Here is a 21,412-nt window from a genome sequence, read left to right as displayed (position 1 = left end):
TATTACGGTACACGTTGCGCCATGCGCACCAAAGGGAGGTCGCGTGCGTCAGCCGAAGGTCGTCATCATCGGGGCCGGCGTCGTGGGAGCGTCGCTGGCCGACGAGATCACCGAGCGCGGATGGACCGATGTGACGGTCCTCGACCGCGGGCCCCTCTTCTCGACGGGCGGCTCCACGTCGCACGCACCGGGCCTGGTGTTCCAGACCAATGCGTCGAAGACCATGACCGAGTTCGCCGCCTACACCGTCGAGAAGTTCTCGTCGCTTGGCGCCTTCAACGCGGTCGGGGGACTCGAGGTCGCGACGACCCCCGAGCGTTGGACCGATCTGCATCGCAAGTCGGGGTGGGCGCGGTCATGGGGCATCGAAGGAAAGCTGCTCGACACCGACGAATGCCTGAACATCTACCCGCTGCTGGACCGGGACCGGGTGCTCGGCGGATTCCACACTCGCGCAGACGGTTTGGCAATGGCCGTGCGTGCGGTCGAGGCACAGGCCGCCCGCGCGACGGCCCGCGGGGCCCGCTTCCTCGGTGGTCAAGAAGTCGCCGAAGTGGTGAACCAGAATGGTCGCGTCACCGGGGTGCGCACCGTCGCAGGTGACGTGTTCGACGCCGACGTGGTGGTGTCCGCGGTCGGGTTCTGGGGCGCCCAGTTGGGCGCCAGCGTTGGGCTGACGGTGCCGCTGGTGCCGATGGCGCATCAGTACGCGAAGACCGGCCAAGTGCCAGGGCTGGTGCCCGACGACACCGGGGACGGCGCGCGGTTGCCCATCCTGCGTCACCAGGATGAGGACCTCTATTACCGCGAGCACGGCGACCGGATCGGAATCGGCTACTACGGGCACCGCCCGATGCCGATCGAGATGGACACGCTGCTGCAGGACACCGCCGACGAGGCGATGCCGTCCATGCTGCCGTTCACCGACGACGACTTCGCTCCCGCGTGGGCCGCGAGCACCGCTCTGCTGCCGGTGCTCGGGGACGCCAAGGTCGAGGAGGGGTTCAACGGCATCTTCTCCTTCACCCCCGACGGGTTCTCGATCATGGGCGAGCACCGCGAGCTGAGTGGGTTCTGGGTCGCCGAGGCGGTATGGGTCACCCACTCCGCCGGTGTCGCGAAGGCCATGGCCGAGTGGATCGTCGACGGCGCCCCAGGCACCGATGTGCACGAATGCGATCTGTACCGATTCGAAAAGGCCGCGCTCAGCCCTGCTTTCATCAGCCGCACCAGTGCACAGGCGTTCGTCGAGGTGTACGACATCCTGCACCCGCACCAGTACCGCGATGAGCCGCGCAATCTGCGGGTCAGCCCGTTCAATCAGCGCGAGCGCGACCTCGGCGCGTTCTTCTTCGAGGTCCGCTGCTGGGAACGCCCCGCCTGGTACGAGGCCAACGCCCCGCTGCTGGAAACGCTGCGGGCGCAGGGTCTCGACGTGCCGGAGCGCGATGACTGGTCGGCCCGGTTCTACTCGCCGATCTCGATCGCCGAGGCGCGGTGGACCCGTGAGCACGTCGCGTTCTACGACATGACGCCGCTGACGCGCTACGAGGTCGCCGGGCCTGATGTAGTCGACTTCCTCCAACGTCTGACGTCCAACAACGTCGCCAAGAGCGTCGGGTCGGTCACCTACACGCTGCTGCTCGACGAGAATGGCGGCGTCCGAAGCGATCTCACGGTCGCCCGGTTGGCACCCGACCTCTTCCAGGTGGGCGCCAACGGGCCGCTGGACTTCGACTGGTTCAGCAGGCAACTGCCCGACGATGGCAGCGTCACGGTGCGCGACGTCACCGGTGGGACGTGCTGCGTCGGCGTCTGGGGGCCGAAGGCACGGGACCTGGTGCAGCCACTGTGCCCGGACGACCTGTCCAACGAGTCGTTCAAGTACTTCCGCGCGTTGCAGACCCAGATCGGTTCCGTCCCGGTCACGATGATGCGGGTGTCCTACGTCGGTGAACTCGGCTGGGAGATCTACACCACGGCCGAATGCGGTGCCGCGCTGTGGGATCTGCTGTGGGAGGCGGGACGACCCCACCAGGCGATCGCCGCGGGACAGATCGCCTTCAACAGCCTCCGGATGGAGAAGGGCTACCGCGCCTGGGGCAGCGACATGACCGCCAAGCACACCCCGACCGCGGCTGGAATCGACTTCGCGGTACGGATGGCGAAGGAGGACTTCGTCGGCAAACGCGCGCTGGAAGAGGCGCCGCCGCCGACAACCATGTTGCGCAGCATCGTGTTCGACGCTCCCGAGGCCGTCGTGCTTGGTAAGGAGCCGGTGTCGGTCGGCGGGACGACGGTCGGTTACGTCACCAGTGCGGGGTACTCGGCCACCATCGGCCGCAGCATCGCCTACGCCTGGCTGCCCGCCGATCTTGGCCCCGGCGCCGAGGTCGAGGTCGACTACATGACAACGACATTCACCGCCAAGGTGCACGCCGAACCGGTCGTGGACCCCGAGATGTCACGGATCCGGAGGTAGCGGCGGGATGGCGGAGAGCTACGACGTCATCATCATCGGCCTCGGCGGCATGGGCAGTGCCGCGGCCTACCATCTGGCCCGGCGGGGTCAACGGGTGCTCGGGCTGGAGAAGTTCACGCCTGCGCACGACAAGGGATCCAGCCACGGCGGGTCGCGGATCATCCGGCAGTCCTACTTCGAGGATCCCGCGTACGTGCCACTGTTGTTGCGCGCCTACGAGCTTTGGGAAGGCCTTGCGCAGGACTCCGGGCAGGAGGTCTACCGCCTCACCGGCGGCCTGTTCCTCGGCCCGCCGGACTGCCTGACCGTCGCGGGAAGCCTGCGGGCCAGCCGGGAGTGGTCACTGCCGCACGAGGTGCTCGACGCCGGCCAGATCCGCAGCCGATTCCCAAATTTCACACCAGAACCCGGCGACGTCGGGCTGTACGAGGCCAAGGCAGGGTTCGCACGTCCGGAGATGACGGTCGCCGCGCATCTCGACCTCGCCGCGCGTGTTGGTGCGACGCTGCGCTTCGGTGAAGAGGTTCAGGAGTGGTCGGAGACGGCGACGGGCGTAACGGTCACGACCGCCGCAGGCACGTACACGGCGGGCCAGCTGGTGATCTGCCCCGGTGCGTGGGCGCCCCAGCTGCTTGCCGAGTTGGGCATCCCGATCACCGTGGAGCGCCAGGTGCTGTACTGGCTGGACCCCGTTGGCGGGACCGCGCCCTTCGAAGATCAGCCCATCTTCATCAACGAAAACGCCAACGGCATGCAGATTTACGGATTCCCTGCAATTGACGGCCCCGACGGCGGCGTCAAAGTCGCCTTCTTCAGGAAGGGGCAGGAGTGCACGCCGGAAACCATCGACCGGGTGGTGCACCCCGAGGAGATATCCGCCATGCGTGACCGGGTGACCGAGCTGCTGCCCGCGCTGACGGGTGACTGCGTGCACTCGGCCACGTGCATGTACTCGAACACCAGCGACGAGCACTTCGTCATCACGCGCCACCCCGACTATGCCAACGTCACTGTCGCATGCGGATTTTCGGGGCATGGCTTCAAGTTCGTCCCCGTGGTCGGCGAGATCGTCGCCGATCTCGCGACCACCGGTACCACCGCACATCCGATCGCCCTATTCGACCCGCAGAGGCTGGTGACTACATGACCGCGACCGACTTTCCTACGTCGACCGGCTTCGACCCCGAGGCCGTGGAAGCCTCTGCGGCCACGGGGGCCGCTGAAGCTTCCGCCGGTTCGCTGATCCCCACGCTGGGCGGCGAATACTATTACAGCGATCGCATTTTCGGTCTTGAGCAGGAACACATTCTGGAGAAGATGTGGTTCTGCGCGGTACGCAGTCCCGACCTGCCCAACCCCGGGTCGTTCAAGAAGGTGCAGGTGGGGCGCGAGAGCGTGCTGGTGCTCCGCGGCCGCGACGGCGCGTTGCGTGCGTTCCTCAACGTCTGCAGGCACCGCGGCGCGCAGCTGTGCACCGAGCCGGAGGGTGAGGTGCGCCGGACCCTGAAGTGCCCCTACCACGCCTGGACTTACGGGTTCGACGGCAAGCTCGTCGCCGCACCGAACCTCGCCACTCTGAAGGACGATGACGGACAGGGCATCGACCGCGTCGCGTACGGGCTGATACCGGTGGCGGTGCGCGAATGGCTCGGCTACGCATGGGTGTGTCTGGCCGACACCCCGCCGTCGTTCGAGGAGGACGTCATCGGCGCGGTGACGGAACGTCTCGGTGATCCGACGGCCATCGACCGCTACCAGATCGACGAGCTCAAGGTCGGGCGTCGCGTCGTCTACGACGTGGCGGCGAACTGGAAGCTGATCGTCGAGAACTTCATGGAGTGCTACCACTGCGCGACCATCCACCCCGAGCTCACCGAGGTGCTTCCGGAGTTCGCGAAGGGAATGGCGGTGCAGTACTACGTCGGCCACGGCGCGGCCTTCGGCAAGGAGATCGAAGGGTTCACCGTCGACGGCTCCGCGGGGTTCGACACCCTGCCAGGGCTGACCCCCGAGCAAGACCAGAAGTACTACGCCATGACCGTGCGGCCGACGGTGTTCATCAACCTGGTGCCCGACCACATCATCTTCCACCGGATGTATCCGATGGCGGCGGACCGCACGATCGTCGAATGCGACTGGCTCTACGCCCCGGACGTGGTGGCCGAGGGTCGCGACGTCGAGCATTCAGTGGAGTTGTTCCATCGGGTCAACCTGCAGGACTTCGATGCCTGCGAGCGGACCCAGCCGGCGATGTCATCGCGCGCCTATCGCAAGGGCGGAGTACTCGTTCCTGTCGAACACCACATCGCGGAGTTCCACGAGTGGGTACTGTCCCGTATCGGCGAAACCGAGGTGACATCGAATGAACGGTGACCCAGACCTCTACATCGGAGGCGGATGGCGTCATGCCTCCGATGGCGGGACCAGAGACATCGTCAACCCCGCGGACGGCAGCATCGCGGCCGTCGTCGACGAGGCGACCCCAGACGATGCCTGTGCCGCGGTAAGCGCCGCACGGGTCGCATTCGATGGCGGCGCCTGGGGCGCAACCTCGGCGGCCGAGCGCGCCGAGTTACTCGATCGGATCGCGGACCTGCTGCAGCGAGACAAAGAGGCTCTGGCGTCGCTGGAAACGCGAGACACCGGAAAGACGCTGGTGGAGAGCAGGATCGACATCGACGACGTGACGTCGGTGTTCCGCTACTACGCGCGGCTGGCGGGCATCGATTCCGATCGACTGGTCGACGTCGGCGATCCGGCGGTGATCAGCCGGGTGGTGCGCGAGCCGATCGGCGTCTGTGTGTTGATCGCCCCGTGGAACTACCCGCTGCTGCAGATGTCGTGGAAGATCGCACCCGCCCTCGGCGCCGGCTGCACTATGGTCGCGAAACCCAGTGAGGTGACGCCGCTTTCCACGATCGCCTTCGTCCACCTACTCGAGGAGGCGGGCGTACCCGACGGGGTGGTGAACCTCGTTCAGGGCAGTGGCGCGGTCCTCGGTGCCGCCTTGACCGACAACCCCGAAGTGGACTTCATCTCGTTCACCGGAGGGCTGGCCACCGGGCGGACCATCGCGAAGGTCGCCGCCGAGCACGTGACGAAGGTCGCGGTGGAACTCGGAGGGAAGAACCCGCACATCGTGTTCGCCGACATCGGCACCGGAGATGCCTGGGACGCCTCGGTCGACCAGGTGCTCACCGGGGTGTTCCTGCACTCCGGCCAGGTGTGCTCGGCAGGCACGCGGCTGATCGTCGAGGAGTCGATCGCCGACGACTTCGTCGCCGATCTGGTCACCCGCGCAGAACTGATCCGCGTCGGCGACGGCATGGACCCCACCAGTGAGACCGGGCCGCTGGTCTCCGAGCAGCACCGCGCCAAGGTGGAAGCGCATGTCGCAGACGCCATTTCAGAAGGCGCGAAACTGCTGACCGGCGGCGCGCGGCCCAAGGATCCGGCACTGGAAAAGGGCAGCTTCTACCTACCGACGATCTTCGACGGCTGCGACCGCTCGATGCGGATCGTCAGGGAGGAAACCTTCGGCCCGATCCTCACGGTCGAGCGATTCACAGACGAGGCCGAGGCGATCAGCCTCGGCAACGACACCGAGTACGGTCTCGCGGCGGGCGTTCGTACGTCCGATTCGGCGCGGGGCGAACGTGTGGTGCGCGCGTTGCGGCACGGCACGGTGTGGCTGAACGACTTCGGCTACTACACCGCAGCGGCGGAGTGGGGCGGATTCGGGAAGTCTGGCAACGGCCGGGAGCTCGGCCCCACGGGGCTCGCGGAATACCAAGAGTTGAAGCACATCTGGCACAACACCGCACCGAAACCCGCTGGCTGGTTCAAGGGTGAATTCAAGGGTTGATTTGCCGACGGACAGCCCGCCGCGGCACTGAGCTTTGAAGATAGGACGACGTCATGGTGGTTGAAGAAGCAGGGAAACAGAGTGCCGACAGCGGCATGGACGACTTCGGTTACAAGGAATCGCTCGACCGCAGCATCGGCAAATTCGCCAGCTTCGCGGCAGGCGTCAGCTACATCTCGATCCTGACCGGAACCTTTCAGCTGTTCTACTTCGGGTTCGGTACCGCGGGCCCGGCCTACCTCTGGTCGTGGCCCCTCGTGTTCGTCGGTCAGATGGCCGTCGCGCTGTGCTTCATGGAACTCGCCGCGAAGTATCCCGTTGCCGGGGCGGTCTACAACTGGTCGAAGAAGCTCGGCAGCAGGATCGTCGGGTGGTCGTCGGGCTGGCTCATGCTCACCGCGTCGATCGTCACTCTGTCCGCGGTGGTGCTGGCCCTTCAGCTCAACCTGCCCCGCCTGTGGAGCGGCTTCCAGATCGTCGGCGACGGGAGCACCCCGCAGAGCTTCGCGCTCAACGCCGTCGTCCTCGGGACGGTCCTCATCGTGTTCACCACGGTGGTCAACGCGCTGGGCGTGCGCCTGATGGCGATGATCAACAGTGCTGGCGTGTTCATCGAGCTCATCGCGGCCGTCCTGATCGCGATCATCCTGGCCGCCAGCACGACTCGCGGCCCCTCGGTGTTCTTCTCCACCAACGGTTATGGCGCGGGGGAGAGCGGCGGTTACCTCGGTGCGTTCCTGATCGCATCATTGGCATCGGGCTACGTGATGTACGGCTTCGACACCGCCAGCTCGCTCGGCGAGGAGACCGTCGAGCCGAGACGCACCGCACCAAAGGCCATCCTGCGGGCCATTCTGGCGTCCTTCGTCATCGGTGGCGCCATCTTGGTCTTCGCCGTGCTGTCGGCACCCAACCTGCAAGACCCCGCGATCGGCGAGAGCAGCGGCGGCCTGCAGTACATCGTCGAGCAGGTGATGTGGGGCCCGCTGGGCAAGGTGTTCATCGTCTGCATCGTCATCGCGGTCACGGTGTGCTCGCTCGCGGTGCACACCGCGGCGATTCGGCTGATGTTCGCCATGGCACGGGACAACGCGCTGCCGTTCGGCGAGAAGCTCGCCAGGGTGAATCCCAAGACGCAGACGCCGATCATCCCGGCGATCGTCATCGGCGGAATAGCAGTCCTGATCCTGGTGATCAACGTGGGGCAGCCGAAGATCTTCACGGTGCTGACCTCGATCGCGATCATCATGATCTACCTGGCCTACCTGATGGTCACCGGCCCGATGCTGAAGAAGCGCTTCCAAGGCGAGTGGCCGCCAAAGGATCTCAAGGAGGGCGGCTACTTCACCATGGGCAGGTGGGGGATGCTGGTCAACATCGTCGCGGTGGCCTGGGGTGTCGGCATGGCGGTGAACCTCGCCTGGCCGCGGGAAGCCGTCTACGGCGAGGGCTGGTACAACGCCTGGGGCGCATTCATCTACATCGGCGTGATCCTCGGATTCGGTCTGATCTGGTACGGCGTGAAGGGCCGTCATCACCTCGGCACGCTGGCCGCGCATCAGGCGTCAGTGGAGTCATGACACGCATCGCGCCGGCGCTCCTGCCCGACCGCGTTCACCAAGTCCGATGGGTCCGACGGACCGGTAGTGCGACCTGACGGGCCCCCCGTCGCCGTTCAGGTCGACAGCGTGTACTGACGCCAGTTCGCTTCTCGTCAAAACACTTTCAAGGAGTTTGTCATGTCGGAAACACCTGCTGGACAAGGCAACACATTCGACTACGTGATCGCAGGCGGCGGCACCGCCGGATGCGTTCTTGCCGCCCGGCTCAGCGAGGACCCGTCGGTGACGGTGTGCCTGGTGGAGGCAGGCCCGTCAGACGTCGGTGACCGCAACATCCTGGAGTTGGCCGAGTGGATGCATCTGCTCGACTCCGGCTACGACTGGGACTATCCGGTGGAACCGCAGGAGAAGGGGAACAGCTTCCTGCGGCACGCCCGCGCCAAGGTCCTCGGCGGGTGCTCGTCGCACAACTCCTGCATCGCGTTCTGGCCGCCTGCCGAGGGCCTCGACGAATGGGAGGCGATGGGGGCCACCGGGTGGGGCGCAAAGGGTGTGCTGCCCTACGTCACTCGGCTGGAGAACAACGACGCCCCTGGCGAGGAGCACGGCCACAGCGGACCGGTCCGGCTGCGCGACGTCCCGCCGAACGATCCGTGTGGTCAGGCGGTGCTTGAGGCCGCGGCCAAGGTGGGCATGCCCACCGTCGCGTTCAACCGGGGCGAGACCGTGCGCAACGGTGCGGGGTGGTTCCAGATCAACGCGGCCGAGGACGGCACCCGCATGTCGACCTCGCACGCCTATCTCCACCCGATTCTGGGGAAGCGCAACAACCTCGAGGTGCGAACCAACTGCTGGGTCAGCGAGATCCTGATCGACGACTCGCTGGCTGCGACCGGGGTCCGGTATCAGCGGCCGGACCTGACCGGATACGACACGGTGTCGGCGCGTCGCGAAGTGATCGTCACCGCGGGCGCCATCGACACGCCGAAGCTGTTGATGCTGTCCGGCATAGGTCCGGCGGATCACCTGCGGGACTTCCGGATACCGGTGCGCGTGGACTCGCCGGGCGTCGGTTCGAACCTCGACGACCACGTCGAGGGGCTGGTGTTCTGGGAGGCCTCACGCCCGATGGTCACCACGTCGAGCCAGTGGTGGGAGATCGGCCTGTTCACCACGACGGAGGACGGTCTCGAACAGCCGGACCTGATGATGCACTACGGCAGTGTGCCTTTCGACATGAACACGCTGCGGTGGGGCTATCCGACCACCGACAACGGCTTCTGTCTGACCCCCAACGTCACCCAGGGCCGCTCCCGTGGCACCGTCCGGCTGCGGTCACGGGACTTCCGGGACCGCGCGCGGGTGGATCCGCGATACTTCACTGATCCGGAGGGGCATGACGAACGGGTGATGTTGGCGGGAATCAGGTTGGCGCGCAAGATCGCCGAGCAGGAACCACTGAGGAGCTGGATCGGCCGCGAGCTCGCGCCCGGCCCCGACCGCACCAGCGACGCCGACCTGCTCGAGTACATCCATCGCACGCACAACACCGTCTATCACCCTGCGGGCACCGCTAGAATGGGCGCGGTGGACGATCCGATGGCAGTGCTCGATCCCGAACTCCGGGTCAAGGGCGTCGACCGGTTGCGGGTCGTCGACGCATCGGCGATGCCCAAACTTCCTGCCGTCAACCCGAACATCACGGTGATGACGATGGCGGAGAAGTGTGCAGACCTCGTCAGGGGAGTCTGATGACTCCGTGCTGACCGACGAGGAGCTGGCGGCCTACCTAGGTGCGCACGCTCCGTTCCAGTCGATGACCCCCGACGCCCTCGCCGAACTGGCAAGGGCGTCGTCGGTCATTCGGTACGACGCGGGCGCGGTGATCGTCGATTACTCGGCGCAGAAACCGGACGAGATCTGGCTACTGTGCGACGGGCAGGTGGTGTTGCTGACCGCCGCCCCCGACGGTGACGAACCGTTCGACACGGTGCCGCCGGGCGGGATCTTCGGGTTCTTCCCCTTGCTGACCGGTGGCACCGTGCAGTTCGTGGCACGGGCCACCGAGCCGAGCACCGTCGTGCGGCTGCCTGGCAGCCTGGTTCGTGCCGAGTTCGCCAAGCCCGCGGGTCTGTCGTTCCTCGCGTCATCGGCGTGGAAGACGATCGCCGGCAATCGGGTTGCCGCCCAACGGCCGTCGCTGCGACCGGTCGGGGATCTGGTGCACGCCGAGCCCGTGTTCACCACGGCCGACACCACGGTCCGTGACGCCGTGCGACACATGACCGAGCAGCGCAGCTCCTACGTGCTGATAGCGATGCCCAACGGCGAATTCGGCATCTTCACCGATCGTGACTTGCGGACCAGGGTGGTCGCGGCGGGGATCGGCGTCGACGCACCCATCGGGCAGGTGATGAGCGTGCCTGCACGCACGGTCACCGCGGACCGGGTCGCGGCGACCGTGCTGATGGACATGCTCGAGAGCGGGATGCGGCACATGCCGGTGCTCACCCAGCACGGCCAGGTGCTCGGCGTGCTCGAAGACGCCGACCTGGTCGCCACCTCGACGCGGCAGAGTTTCCTGCTGCGGCGCTCGATTGCCCTTGCGGCCAACCCCGCCGAGCTCCAGGCGGCCGCCGCGGGCATCGCCGATCTGACCGTCGACCTGTATCGCAGCGGCACCGACGCCTCCGGGTGCAGCGGCATTCTCTCGGTCGTGATCGACAGCGTGGTGCGACGGGCTCTGGAGCTCGAACTGTCCCATCCGGAGCTCAACCGGCGCCCCCAGTTCGCCTGGCTGACGCTGGGCAGCGTCGCCCGTCGCGAGGCCATGCCGTCCTCCGACGTCGACAGCGCGTTGTCGTGGGCCGACGACGTGGAGCCCGAGAAGGGGCGCTTCATGCGGGTCGCCGCGCGGGTGCATGCGACCCTCGACGCCTGCGGTCTGCCGTCGGACACCAACGGCGCGTTGGCCTCGAAGCCGCTGTTCGCGCGGTCCAGCTCCGCGTGGGCACGCGCGGCGACCGGCTGGCTCGACGATCCGCTGAAGAACCGTGGCCTGATCATGTCGTCGCTGCTGTTGGACGGCCGCGTGGTGTGGGGCGATCCGGCGCTGCACACGGTGCCGTCGGCCTATCGCTGCATGCCGTCGGATCATCCAAATGCGTTGCGGCTGCAGCTGCTCGACGCGCTTTCTGGCAAGGTGCGGACCCGCTCGCTTCGCGATGTGGTCGCGCGGCGCGGGGGCACGTTCGACCTGAAGGGCCACGCGCTGACGCCGATCGTCAACCTCGCGCGGTGGGGCGGCCTGACCGTCGGCGTCGTCTCGGCGTCCACCCCGGCGAGGCTCGAGGCCGCCGCGGGCAACGGCGTTCTCTCCCCGGCGGACGCCAACACCCTCGGAGAGGTCTTCGCGCTGCTGCAGGGCCTGCGGATGGCCCATCAGATCGATCAGATCGCCGCGGGATGCACCCCGGGAGACATCGTCACGATGTCGGAGTTGTCGCCGCTGAACCGCAGCTTGCTCAACGATGGCGTGCGTGAGATCACCGCCGTGCAGCGCAGGGTAAGGAACATGGCGGCGACGAACGCTGGGATGCTGACATGACAGAGTTGGGATGGTCATGACAGAAGATACTGGGGCGAGCGAAGCGACGGGGGAGAGCCCGAACGGACGCGGCGTCGCTGCCGTGCAGTCGGTCGACCGCGCGCTGATGGTGATGGAGATCCTGGCCAAGCTCGGCGCTGCCGGGGTCACCGAGATCGCCACCGAACTCGGTGTGCACAAGTCCACCGTGTCGCGGTTGATCGCCGTTCTCGAGTCCCGCGGGTATGTCGAACAGCTCTCCGAGCGAGGCAAGTACCGGCTGGGCTTCTCGATCGTGCGGTTGGCCGGATCGACAAGCGCCCCCATGGATTTGACCAGGCAGGGCCAGGCCACCTTGGATGCGCTCGCGACGCAGACCGGTGAGACCACGAACATCGCGATCCTCGACGGTGACCGGATCATCAACATCGTCGAAGCCATCGGCTCGGCGGGAGTTGCGCTGCGCACCTGGGTGGGGCAGAGCTGCGCGGCCCACACCACCTCGAGCGGAAAGGTTCTGCTGTCCGAGCTGACGTCGGCCGACCTGCGTTCGCGCCTCGGCGAGCGGCTTGAGTCGTTCACGCCCAACACGATCGTCACGCTGGCCGCGCTTGAGGCCGAGCTCGCCACCGCGAGGGCCAACGGCTGGGCCGCGGTCAACGAAGAACTGGAGATCGGCCTCAACGCGGTGTCGGGTCCCATCCGCGACAGTGCCGGTGAAATCGTTGCAGCGCTGAGCGTTTCGGGGCCGTCGTATCGGCTGAAGCCCGACGGCTTCGAGGCAATGGCGCGACGGGCGATCGACGCGGCGAATCAGATCAGTCGCAGGCTCGGGTATTCGGGCTGACCTGTCCGATACTGTTGACACTGCTACGGCAGTCAACGAGAATGGTTGCGTTATACGCACGCGTTGCGTAGTGCACAACTAAAGATCGGCCGTTACACGTAGCGGGAGATCTCCGACGCCGTTTCTCGGCGCATGGAGAGCCGAAGGAGCAATGTCCTCCCGGGAATCTCTCAGGCCCAGTACCGCTACGTTCAGGCATCTCTGGAAAGTAGCTCGCGACAAGCGTGCTCGCCGACGGGGCAAGGGTGAAGGGTCCGTCCCTCACGCGAATCTCTCAGGCCACAAAACAGAGTGGGAGGAGCCGTCGCTAACCAGCGCTGCGCCAGCAGCCGACGAAAGGCTCACCCCGTGACACGATCCATCGCCTCACCACAGTCCGAGATGGCTCCCGAATGGGACATGGACGCGTCACTTCGTGACTTCGACCCCGAGGTTGCCGGCCTGGTCGACCTGGAGCTGATTCGCCAGCAGCGCGGCCTTGAGATGATCGCGTCGGAGAACTACGCACCGCGGGCCGTGCTGGAGGCACAGGGCTCGGTGCTGACCAACAAGTACGCCGAGGGCTACCCGGGACGCCGGTACTACGGCGGATGCGAGCACGTCGACTCGATCGAGGCGCTCGCGATCGAACGGCTGATCGCCCTCTTCGGAGCCGAATACGCAAACGTGCAACCACATTCCGGGGCCCAGGCCAACGCAGCCGCAATGCACGCGGTCCTGCAACCGGGGGACACCATCATGGGCCTGTCACTGGCCCACGGTGGGCACCTGACCCACGGCATGAAGCTGAACTTCTCCGGCCGGCTCTACGACGTCGCGCCGTATCACGTGCGAGAAGACGACCACAGGGTCGACATGGACGAGGTTCGGCGGCTCGCGCACGTACGCAAGCCGAAGCTGATCCTCGCCGGTTGGTCGGCCTACCCGCGTCAGCTCGACTTCGCCGAATTCCGGCGCATCGCCGACGAAGTCGGCGCCTATCTCATGGTCGACATGGCGCACTTCGCGGGCCTGGTCGCCGCGGGGCTGCACCCCTCGCCGGTTCCGCACGCGCACATCGTCACGTCGACGACTCACAAGACGCTCGGCGGTCCCCGCGGCGGCTTCATCCTTGCGGTCGAGGAGCTGCGCAAGAAGCTCGACTCGGCGGTGTTCCCCGGCCAGCAGGGCGGCCCGCTGCAACACGTGATCGCCGCGAAGGCCGTCGCCTTCAAGATGGCCGCCGAACCTGCCTTCAGGGACCGCCAGGAGCGCACCCTGGTCGGTGCCAAGCTTCTCGCGGCGCGGCTGACCCAGCCCGATGCGCGGCGCGCAGGCATCGACGTGGTCACCGGCGGCACCGACGTGCACCTGGTGCTCGTCGACCTGCGCGCGTCGGAGTTGGACGGCAAGCAGGCGGAGGACCGGCTGCGCGACGTGGGAATCACGGTCAACCGCAACGCCGTTCCGTTCGACCCGCGCCCGCCGATGGTCAGCTCGGGTGTGCGCATCGGCACCGCTGCGCTGGCGGCGAGGGGTTTCACCGAGGACGCCTTCGGCGAGGTGGCCGACGTCATCGCCGAGGCCCTGACGCCCGCGATCGATGCGGCCGATCTCGCCCGCCTCGGCGCATCCGTTGATGTTCTTGCACAACGCTTCCCGCTGTACGACAGCCTGCGGGCATCACCGTGACCGGCAGCGTGTTCGACCTGTTCAAGGTCGGGATCGGACCGTCGAGTTCGCACACCGTCGGGCCCATGCGGGCGGCCAAGTCCTTCGTGGAGCGGCTGTCCACCGAGAATCTGCTCGAACGGACGACCGGGGTGCGCGTCGAGCTGTTCGGTTCGCTCGGGGCCACCGGCGAAGGGCACGGCACGGTTCCTGCGGTGGTGCTCGGGCTGGAGGGCGCGGACCCCGAGACCATCGACCCCGATGACGTCGGACCCCGGACCGCCGCCATCGCCGAAGCGGGCGAACTATGCCTTGGCGGTGTGCATCGGATCGCGTTCTCGGCGGCCGGCGACATCGTCTTGCTCGGACGGGAGCGCCTGCCGTTCCACAGCAACGGCATGGTGTTCTCGGCGCTTGGCGAGGACGGTTCGCCGGTGCTGAGGCGCGAATACTATTCCGTCGGCGGCGGCGCGGTTCTCGACGAGGACGACGTGAGCGGGCTGGACGACGTTCCGGAACTCGGCGACGTTCCATATCCGTTCCGCACCGCCGACGAGCTGCTGGTGCTGACCACCGAAACCGGTTTGCGCATCAGCGAATTGATGCTCGCCAACGAACTGACCTGGCGCGACGAGGCGCAGATCCGGGCCGGGTTGCTGCGGGTGTGGTCGGTGATGCAGGGCTGCGTCGAGCGCGGCACACAGCAGACCGGCGTACTGCCGGGCGGGCTGAAGGTTCGGCGTCGGGCCGCCGCCCTGCGGGCGCGGTTGGAGGCCGACGCCGACGAGCACGACCCGCTGCGCGCCATGGAATGGGTGAACATGTATGCGCTGGCCGTAAACGAGGAGAACGCCGCCGGCGGACGCGTCGTCACCGCACCCACCAACGGCGCCGCAGGCATCATCCCCTCGGTCATGCACTACTACCGGCGGTTCGTCAACGCGTCGTCCGACGACGGCGTGATCGCGTTCCTGCTGGCCGCCGGCGCCGTCGGCCTGTTGTTCAAGGGCAATGCCTCGATCTCCGGCGCAGAGGTCGGTTGTCAAGGCGAGGTCGGGTCGGCGTGCGCGATGGCAGCAGCCGGGCTGGCAGAGGTCCTTGGCGGCACTCCCGAGCAGGTGGAGAACGCCGCGGAGATCGGGATCGAACACAACCTCGGGCTCACGTGCGATCCCGTCGGGGGGCTAGTGCAGATCCCGTGCATCGAACGCAACGCGGTCGGCGCCGTCAAGGCAATCACGGCCGCCCGCATGGCAGTTCGCGGCGATGGCCAGCACCACGTCAGCCTCGACACCGCGATCAAGACCATGCGCGATACGGGCGCCGACATGATGGACAAGTACAAGGAGACATCGCGCGGCGGGCTCGCCGTCAACGTCGTCGAGTGCTGAGGGGTCGGTATTCGACGGTCAGCCGCCCTTGCTGAACTCCTCGCCGGTCGCGGCATCGATGGCTATCCCGCCCGTCGGAAGGTTCGACAGATCCGGTGCGATCACCGTCGGCATGTCACCGGAGTCCGGCAACCCGAAGTAGGGGGTGGAGCCGATCGCCGGTTCCAGCAGCAGGTCCGAACGGCGCTCCAGGGTTTGGCCCTTGAAGAAGCCCGGCGACATCGCCCACCAGACGAACATCATGATCACGCCGAGGACCAGCGCGCCGATGCCTACCACCGCGACCGCGCCGAACCCGAGGATCGTCACGTTCTCGCCGGTGGCCTCGTCGACGAGGTAGTCGGGCTTCGAGTACGAGATGAGTCCGTAGGCGAAGACGACCGTGAGCATGATGGCCCCCAGCAGGGGCACGACGCCACGCATCACGAGGTCCCGGGCGTTCTTCGTCAGCGTCTTGCGGTAGTACCAGACGCAGGCGTACCCGGTCATCCCGTAGTAGAAGGCGATCATCAGGCCGACCGAACCGATCAGGGCCAACAGAAGGCTGCTGCTGATGAGGGTGAACAGCACGTAGAAGAAGATCGACACGGCACCCATCACGACCGTCGAGACGGTCGGCGTCAGGTACTTGCGGTGAATCTTCGCAAACGACGTCGGCAGCGCCTTGTAGACGCCCATCGACAGCGTCGTGCGTGCCGTCGGCAGGATCGTCGTCTGCGTGGACGCCGAGGCGGAGGTCAGGATGGTCGCGGACAATGCGAGCAGCCCGATGTGGCCGATGACGCTGTCACCGAACAGAGCAGGCCCGATGGCTGAGAACACGTCGGCCGAGTTGGCCGGATTGCCAAGGCCCGCATCGGTCTCGCCGACGCCTGCGAAGGCGACCACCGCGACGGTGACGATGGCGTACGTGGCGAGCAGCAGGAACGTCGACAGGACTGCGGCCTTGCCGGGGGTGGTCCCCGGATCGTCGGATTCCTCGTTGCAGGCGACCGCGGTGTCCCAGCCCCAGTAGATGAAGATCGCGATCAGGATCGCAGGGGCGACGACGGTGCCGAAGTCCAGGCCTGCCGGCCAGAACCAGGCAAGCGAGGGGTGGATCGACTCGGGCAGCGCATTGCTGGTGTAGACCTTGATCAGCGCGTAGATCGAGATCACGACGAGGATGATCACCTCGAAGCCGAGCAGGAAGTACTGCAGGCGGGCCGAGACCTCGATGCCGCGATAGCAGATGTAGGTCATCACGACGATCCAGATGACGCCGGCCACCGTCGACCAGAGTGTGCTGCTCGCGAGGTCGGCCGCCGAGGTCCAGCCGAGGTCCCCGACGAACGTGAACGAGTACGCACCCGCGATCTGGGCCAGGTTGGCCATCACGATCACGTCGGCGGCGATGATGCCCCAGCCGCCCATCCATCCGACGAGCGGCCCGAATGCGCGCGAGGCCCAGGTGAACGTGGTCCCGCAGTCTGGTTCGGCCTTGTTGAGCTCCTGGTAAGCCACCGCGATCAGGTAGATCGGGATGAAGGCCAGCAGGACGATCGACGCAGCCTTCACGCCTGCGCCACTGGCCACGATGAGTCCGAGGACTGCCGCCAGGCTGTAGGCGGGCGCAGTCGACGCCATCCCGACCACCACGCTGGACAGCAGGCCGAGGGAGCCGCCCTTCAGGCCCTTGCTGTCGACGGCCCCCGCGGTTCCCGAGCTTCCCGGGACGACCTCTGTGTCATTTCCCGTCGCTTCGCTCGCCTCTGAGCGATTTCCCGTCGCTTCGCTCGCCTCTGTATCACCTGTAGTCAATTGCTTTCTCCCCTGCTCCACGTGGACAACCGTTCGAGAATACGGTTTCAGTTGCAAAATCGCGCTACAACGACGAAATCCGCACGCACAGATTCTTCACAGTAACGAAAACATCGAATTGTGGCTTGTTGGGGCGCGTTCTCGTTCGGTTCACGGGATCGCGGTAAACCGACATTGCAGTCCACGGGCGGCCGCGACGTCGGAAACCCGCGAGCCCTCGACCTGGCGCGGTGGTCGACTGGCGCAGAGGAACCCAAGTTCCCGTGCCGAGATCGATGTGGAGTCCGAATGACGTTGCAGCCCAAAACCTTCGAGGACCGATCGGCAATCCGCGGGGCCAGGCGGTGGTTGGCGGTCTGGTCTGTCATGGCGGGGATCTTCGTGATCGTCACCGCCGAGATCCTGCCGATCGGGCTGCTGCTGCCGATCTCGGCGGAGTTCGCGGTGTCGCCTGGCAGGTGTGGCTTGTTGATGACGGTGCCAGGACTGGTCGCGGCCGTCGCCGCCCCGGTGGCGACCGTGGCGACGGCGCGGGTCGACCGGCGGCTGATGCTGAGCGTCTGGTTGGTCGTGCTGGCCGCGTCGAACCTCGTCAGCGCGGTGGCTTCCGAGTTCTGGATGCTGCTGGCGGCACGTGTTCTGGTCGGGATCGTGATCGGCGGATTCTGGTCGGTCGGAGCGGGTTTGGCCTCCCGGCTCGTCGACGCGCGATCGGTCGCACGGGCCACCCCGACGATCTTCCTCGGCGTGCCACTCGGCTCCGTGCTCGGCGTTCCGATCGGGACGTTCATCGCCGACGTGGCTGGGTGGCGGACGGCGTTCGTCTGTCTTGGCGTCGCGACAGTGGGCGTCTTGGCGGCATTGATCGCCTCACTGCCCGCGTTGCCGCCAGAGCGGGTGACCCGGCTCGTGGTGCTTGGCGCGCTGCTGGCTCGGCGCCAGGTACGCGTCGGCCTGCTTCTGACGTTCACCATCGTCGTCGCCCACTTCGGTACTTACACCTACGTGTCGGCGTTCCTCGAGGAGGTCACCCGCGTCGATCTTGGCACGATCAGCGTCCTGTTGCTCGTCTACGGCGCGGCCGGCTTGGCGGGGAACCTGATCGCCGGGGTGGCCATCGCGAAGAGCCTGCGCGCCACGTTCGCCACGGCGGCCGCGCTGATCGCCATCGCGACGGTCGTGTTGACGTTCGCCGGGACCAGCGTCCTGGCCGTGGTGGGCCTGCTGATCCTGTGGGGCGCGGCATACGGCGCCGTGCCCGCGTGCAGCCAGACGTGGCTGGCGCGCGCATCCGGCGGTGCCGACGAAGCCGCGACGGTGCTGTTCACCAGTGCGTTCCAGGCCACCATCTCGATCGCCGCGCTGCTCGGCGGGTTCGTGATCGACGGCGCGTCGCTGACGGCGGTCATGCTGCTCGGCGGTGCCACCGCGGCCGTCACCGTGTGCCTGGTCATCGGCGCGGGCAAACTCACTACGCTTGAGGCGTGACCACCGCGGCGCGGACCGACGAATTCGAGCGGCAACGCTCGCATCTCCTTGCCGTGGCCTACCGGCTCACCGGGACGTTCGCCGACGCCGAGGACGCGGTGCAGGATGCCTGGCTGCGCTGGCATGCGCTTGGCGCCGATCGCGACGGCATCGACGATCTGCGGGCGTGGCTGACGACGGTGGTGAGCCGCATCGGGCTCGACCGGCTGCGCTCGGCCGCCCACCGGCGCGAGACCTACTTCGGCGAATGGCTGCCCGAACCCGTCGTGACACCGCTCGACCGGTCGGACCCGCTGGTGGCAGTCGTCGCGGGGGAGGACGCCCGGTTCGCCGCGATGGTGGTGCTCGAACGGCTGACTCCCGACCAGAGGGTCGCGTTCGTCCTGCACGACGGTTTCGCGGTGCCGTTCGCCGAGATCGCCGACGTCCTCGGCGTCACCGCAGTCGCGGCCCGCCAGCTGGCGTCGCGGGCCAGGCGCACGGTCGTCGATGCCGAGGCGCCTGAACGCGATCCGTCCCATGACGAGGTGGTCGGCTTGCTCATCGCCGCGATGGCGGCGGGCGACATGGCCGCTGTCGTCGCCCTGCTGCACCCGGATGTGACGTTCACCGGTGACTCGAACCGCAAGGCGCCTACCGCCGCCCGCGTCATTCACGGCTCCGACAAGGTGTCCCGCTTCATCTTCGGGTTGGCCAAGCGATACGGCCCGCGCTTCTTCGACGTTGGCGAGATGGCCTTGGTCAACGGGGAACTCGGGTTGTACACCACCGGATTGGACGCCACCGACGAGTGGCCTGCGATGCAGCCGCACATCCAGGCGCTGACCGTCAGCGATGGAAAGGTCTGCGCCATATGGGATGTCGCGAACCCGGACAAGTTCACGGGTTCGCCGCTCGGAGGGCAGGAGCGAAGCGACCCGGGAATTAGCCTGGCTCCTGCGTCGCCCACGGAACCTGGCACGCGTCGCCGGAACTGAAGCCCTGTTCGGTGATGCCAAGGGCGGCGTTCATCCTGGCCCGCATGTTCTCGATGCCGATCTGATAGGTCAGCTCCATCGTGCCTGCGTCACCGAAACGCCGCCGCAGATCGGCGACCTGCTCGTCGGTGACGGTGAGCGGGTCGGTGGTCATCGCGTCGGAATAGGCGATCGCCGCGCGCTCGTCATCGGTGAACAGCGGTGAGTTCGCGTAGTCGTCGATGTGCTTGAGCCGGTCGACGTCCAGCCCGTCGAGGCGGATCAGCATGGCGCCGAAGTCGATGCACCAGGAGCAGCCGACGGTGCGGGCCGTCCGGTACACCGCCAGCTCGCGAACGTTTGACGGCAGCTTCTTCGAGCCGCGCTCCAGCAGCGTCTCGTGCACGGCGTTGGCCACCAGCAGCGGCATGTGGTGCGCGCCAACCGCGAACGGCACGGGCACCTCGCCGAAGCGGCGCTTGGCGTAGCGATACATCAGGCGGGCCAGCAACGGAGCCTTGTTGGGGGGCAGGGGTTCGATACGAGGCTTTTGAGTGGTCATGTCTCTTGGACGAGACAGCCCCCAAATGTGTGACACCCCCTTACCCGCGAGCGCGCGTGTCTGCGGGCGACACGCCGTCACCAAGGCCGAATCTGCGCGCGTTCGCGGAGCTCGACTGGCCTTGTCCGCGCTGCTGGAGCTCGGCGACACCAACTATGCCGTCAAGTTCGAGAACGGCTATCTACCGCCTGGTTTCGACGGCTCCGGTGGACGAACCGCCGCCATCGTCAGCATGTGTGCCGCGCTGTCTGGCGTTATGATTCTGCGCCGAGCGCGCGCAAACTCCGGTCGAAGACCGGCGTGTTGCCCGCAGACACGCGCGCTCGCGGAGGGGTGCAACCAGATTCAGCGGGCGAACATTAGCGCTCGCTTGACCTCTTGAATGGCCTGGGTCACCTGTATGCCACGCGGGCATGCCTCGGTGCAGTTGAACGTGGTGCGGCACCGCCATACCCCGTCGACCTCGTTGAGGATGTCCAACCGCTCGGCGGCGCCCTCGTCACGGCTGTCGAAGATGAACCGGTGCGCGTTGACGATCGCGGCAGGGCCGAAGTAGCTGCCCTCGCTCCAGTACACGGGGCAGCTGGTCGTGCAGCACGCGCACAGGATGCATTTGGTGGTGTCGTCGTAGCGGGCCCGGTCGGTCTGGCTCTGAATCCGTTCCCGCGTTGGCGGGTTGCCGCTGGTCATCAGGAACGGCTTCACCGCGCGGTATGCGTCGAAGAACGGCTCCATGTCGACGACGAGATCCTTTTCCACGGGCAGCCCGCGGATCGGCTCGATCGTGATGGTGAGTGGCTTGCCCGGCTTCTTCGGGAGCAGATCGCGCATCAGCACCTTGCACGCGAGTCGGTTGACGCCGTTGATGCGCATCGCGTCGGAGCCGCACACCCCGTGCGCGCAGGAGCGCCGGAACGTCAGCGTGCCGTCGAGGTACCACTTGACGTAGTGCAGCAGGTTGAGCAGGCGGTCGCTGGGCAGGCATGGGACACGGAAGCTCTGCCAACCGGCGGTGTCAGGATCTTCGGGATTGAAGCGGGCGATCTTCATCGTTACCATCACTGAGCCCTCTGGCACGGGTGGCAGCGGCGGGTCGCCGACTTCCGGACTGTCGATGGAGGGTGCGGTCATCGGCTTGTTGCGGCGTGGAAACCCCTGGCTCTAGCCGGGGGAGCAAACGCCGCGTCTCCTTTCGGTGGCTTGTCAGTGGTGGCGGTTAGGTT

Annotated in this window: 15 protein-coding genes and 1 riboswitch; of the genes, 12 read left to right on the top strand and 3 right to left on the bottom strand. The window is 66.8% G+C overall.

The window, feature by feature from the left end; all coding sequences use genetic code 11:
- Positions 1-43: 43 nt before the first annotated feature.
- The 10 genes from HNP02_RS29200 (at position 44) to HNP02_RS29155 (ending at position 15,383) form a co-directional block, all read left to right on the top strand.
- Positions 44-2,482: an FAD-dependent oxidoreductase gene (locus HNP02_RS29200; protein ID WP_184444119.1), complete on the top strand. Its 2,439-nt coding sequence runs from the start codon at positions 44-46 to the stop codon at positions 2,480-2,482.
- Between the two features lie 7 nt (positions 2,483-2,489).
- Positions 2,490-3,629, top strand: coding sequence for an N-methyl-L-tryptophan oxidase (gene solA, locus HNP02_RS29195; RefSeq protein ID WP_184444118.1), 1,140 nt, complete (start codon positions 2,490-2,492; stop codon positions 3,627-3,629).
- Entirely contained in the window at positions 3,626-4,855 is a 1,230-nt protein-coding gene (locus tag HNP02_RS29190) for an aromatic ring-hydroxylating dioxygenase subunit alpha (protein ID WP_184444117.1), read from the top strand. The genes solA and HNP02_RS29190 overlap by 4 nt, the downstream gene beginning before the upstream one ends.
- Positions 4,845-6,347 carry an aldehyde dehydrogenase family protein gene (locus HNP02_RS29185; RefSeq protein ID WP_184444116.1) on the top strand — a complete coding sequence of 501 codons (1,503 nt, stop codon included), beginning with the start codon at positions 4,845-4,847 and terminating at the stop codon, positions 6,345-6,347. The genes HNP02_RS29190 and HNP02_RS29185 overlap by 11 nt, the downstream gene beginning before the upstream one ends.
- A gap of 53 nt (positions 6,348-6,400) precedes the next feature.
- Complete coding sequence (locus HNP02_RS29180; RefSeq protein WP_184444115.1) at positions 6,401-7,927, top strand: APC family permease; 1,527 nt, start codon at positions 6,401-6,403, stop codon at positions 7,925-7,927.
- Between the two features lie 159 nt (positions 7,928-8,086).
- Positions 8,087-9,661 (top strand): GMC family oxidoreductase, encoded by a 1,575-nt coding sequence (locus tag HNP02_RS29175; RefSeq protein ID WP_184444114.1) that lies wholly within the window; start codon positions 8,087-8,089, stop codon positions 9,659-9,661.
- A gap of 64 nt (positions 9,662-9,725) precedes the next feature.
- Complete coding sequence (locus HNP02_RS29170; RefSeq protein ID WP_184444219.1) at positions 9,726-11,516, top strand: putative nucleotidyltransferase substrate binding domain-containing protein; 1,791 nt, start codon at positions 9,726-9,728, stop codon at positions 11,514-11,516.
- 16 nt (positions 11,517-11,532) lie between these two features.
- Positions 11,533-12,342 (top strand): IclR family transcriptional regulator, encoded by an 810-nt coding sequence (locus HNP02_RS29165; RefSeq protein WP_255507072.1) that lies wholly within the window; start codon positions 11,533-11,535, stop codon positions 12,340-12,342.
- Positions 12,343-12,434: 92 nt separating this feature from the next.
- Positions 12,435-12,537: riboswitch (glycine riboswitch) on the top strand.
- Positions 12,538-12,741: 204 nt separating this feature from the next.
- On the top strand, positions 12,742-14,013 hold the full coding sequence (gene glyA, locus HNP02_RS29160; RefSeq protein ID WP_184444218.1) for a serine hydroxymethyltransferase: 1,272 nt from the start codon (positions 12,742-12,744) through the stop codon (positions 14,011-14,013).
- Positions 14,010-15,383 carry an L-serine ammonia-lyase gene (locus tag HNP02_RS29155; RefSeq protein WP_184444112.1) on the top strand — a complete coding sequence of 458 codons (1,374 nt, stop codon included), beginning with the start codon at positions 14,010-14,012 and terminating at the stop codon, positions 15,381-15,383. Before glyA ends, HNP02_RS29155 begins: the two co-directional genes overlap by 4 nt.
- Before the next feature lie 18 nt (positions 15,384-15,401).
- On the opposite strand, the gene HNP02_RS29150 is transcribed toward HNP02_RS29155, so the two are convergent.
- Entirely contained in the window at positions 15,402-17,054 is a 1,653-nt protein-coding gene (locus tag HNP02_RS29150) for an APC family permease (protein ID WP_255507100.1), read from the bottom strand.
- Between the two features lie 417 nt (positions 17,055-17,471).
- Here HNP02_RS29150 and HNP02_RS29145 point away from each other — a divergent pair, with 417 nt between their 5' ends.
- Positions 17,472-18,671: an MFS transporter gene (locus tag HNP02_RS29145; protein ID WP_184444111.1), complete on the top strand. Its 1,200-nt coding sequence runs from the start codon at positions 17,472-17,474 to the stop codon at positions 18,669-18,671.
- A complete protein-coding gene (locus tag HNP02_RS29140) occupies positions 18,668-19,648 on the top strand; it encodes a sigma-70 family RNA polymerase sigma factor (RefSeq protein WP_184444110.1) in 981 nt (326 codons plus the stop codon). Before HNP02_RS29145 ends, HNP02_RS29140 begins: the two co-directional genes overlap by 4 nt.
- Here HNP02_RS29140 and HNP02_RS29135 read toward each other — a convergent pair.
- Positions 19,596-20,189 (bottom strand): carboxymuconolactone decarboxylase family protein, encoded by a 594-nt coding sequence (locus HNP02_RS29135; RefSeq protein WP_184444109.1) that lies wholly within the window; start codon positions 20,187-20,189, stop codon positions 19,596-19,598. The genes HNP02_RS29140 and HNP02_RS29135 overlap by 53 nt on opposite strands.
- A 345-nt stretch (positions 20,190-20,534) precedes the next feature.
- Positions 20,535-21,320 (bottom strand): succinate dehydrogenase iron-sulfur subunit, encoded by a 786-nt coding sequence (locus HNP02_RS29130; protein ID WP_184444108.1) that lies wholly within the window; start codon positions 21,318-21,320, stop codon positions 20,535-20,537.
- Between the last annotated feature and the right edge of the window lie 92 nt (positions 21,321-21,412).

This window comes from Mycobacterium sp. AZCC_0083 (assembly GCF_014202335.1).
Taxonomy (GTDB): Bacteria; Actinomycetota; Actinomycetes; order Mycobacteriales; family Mycobacteriaceae; genus Mycobacterium.
Note: the sequence above shows the minus strand (reverse complement) of the source record. Positions and strands in the feature narration are given on the sequence as shown.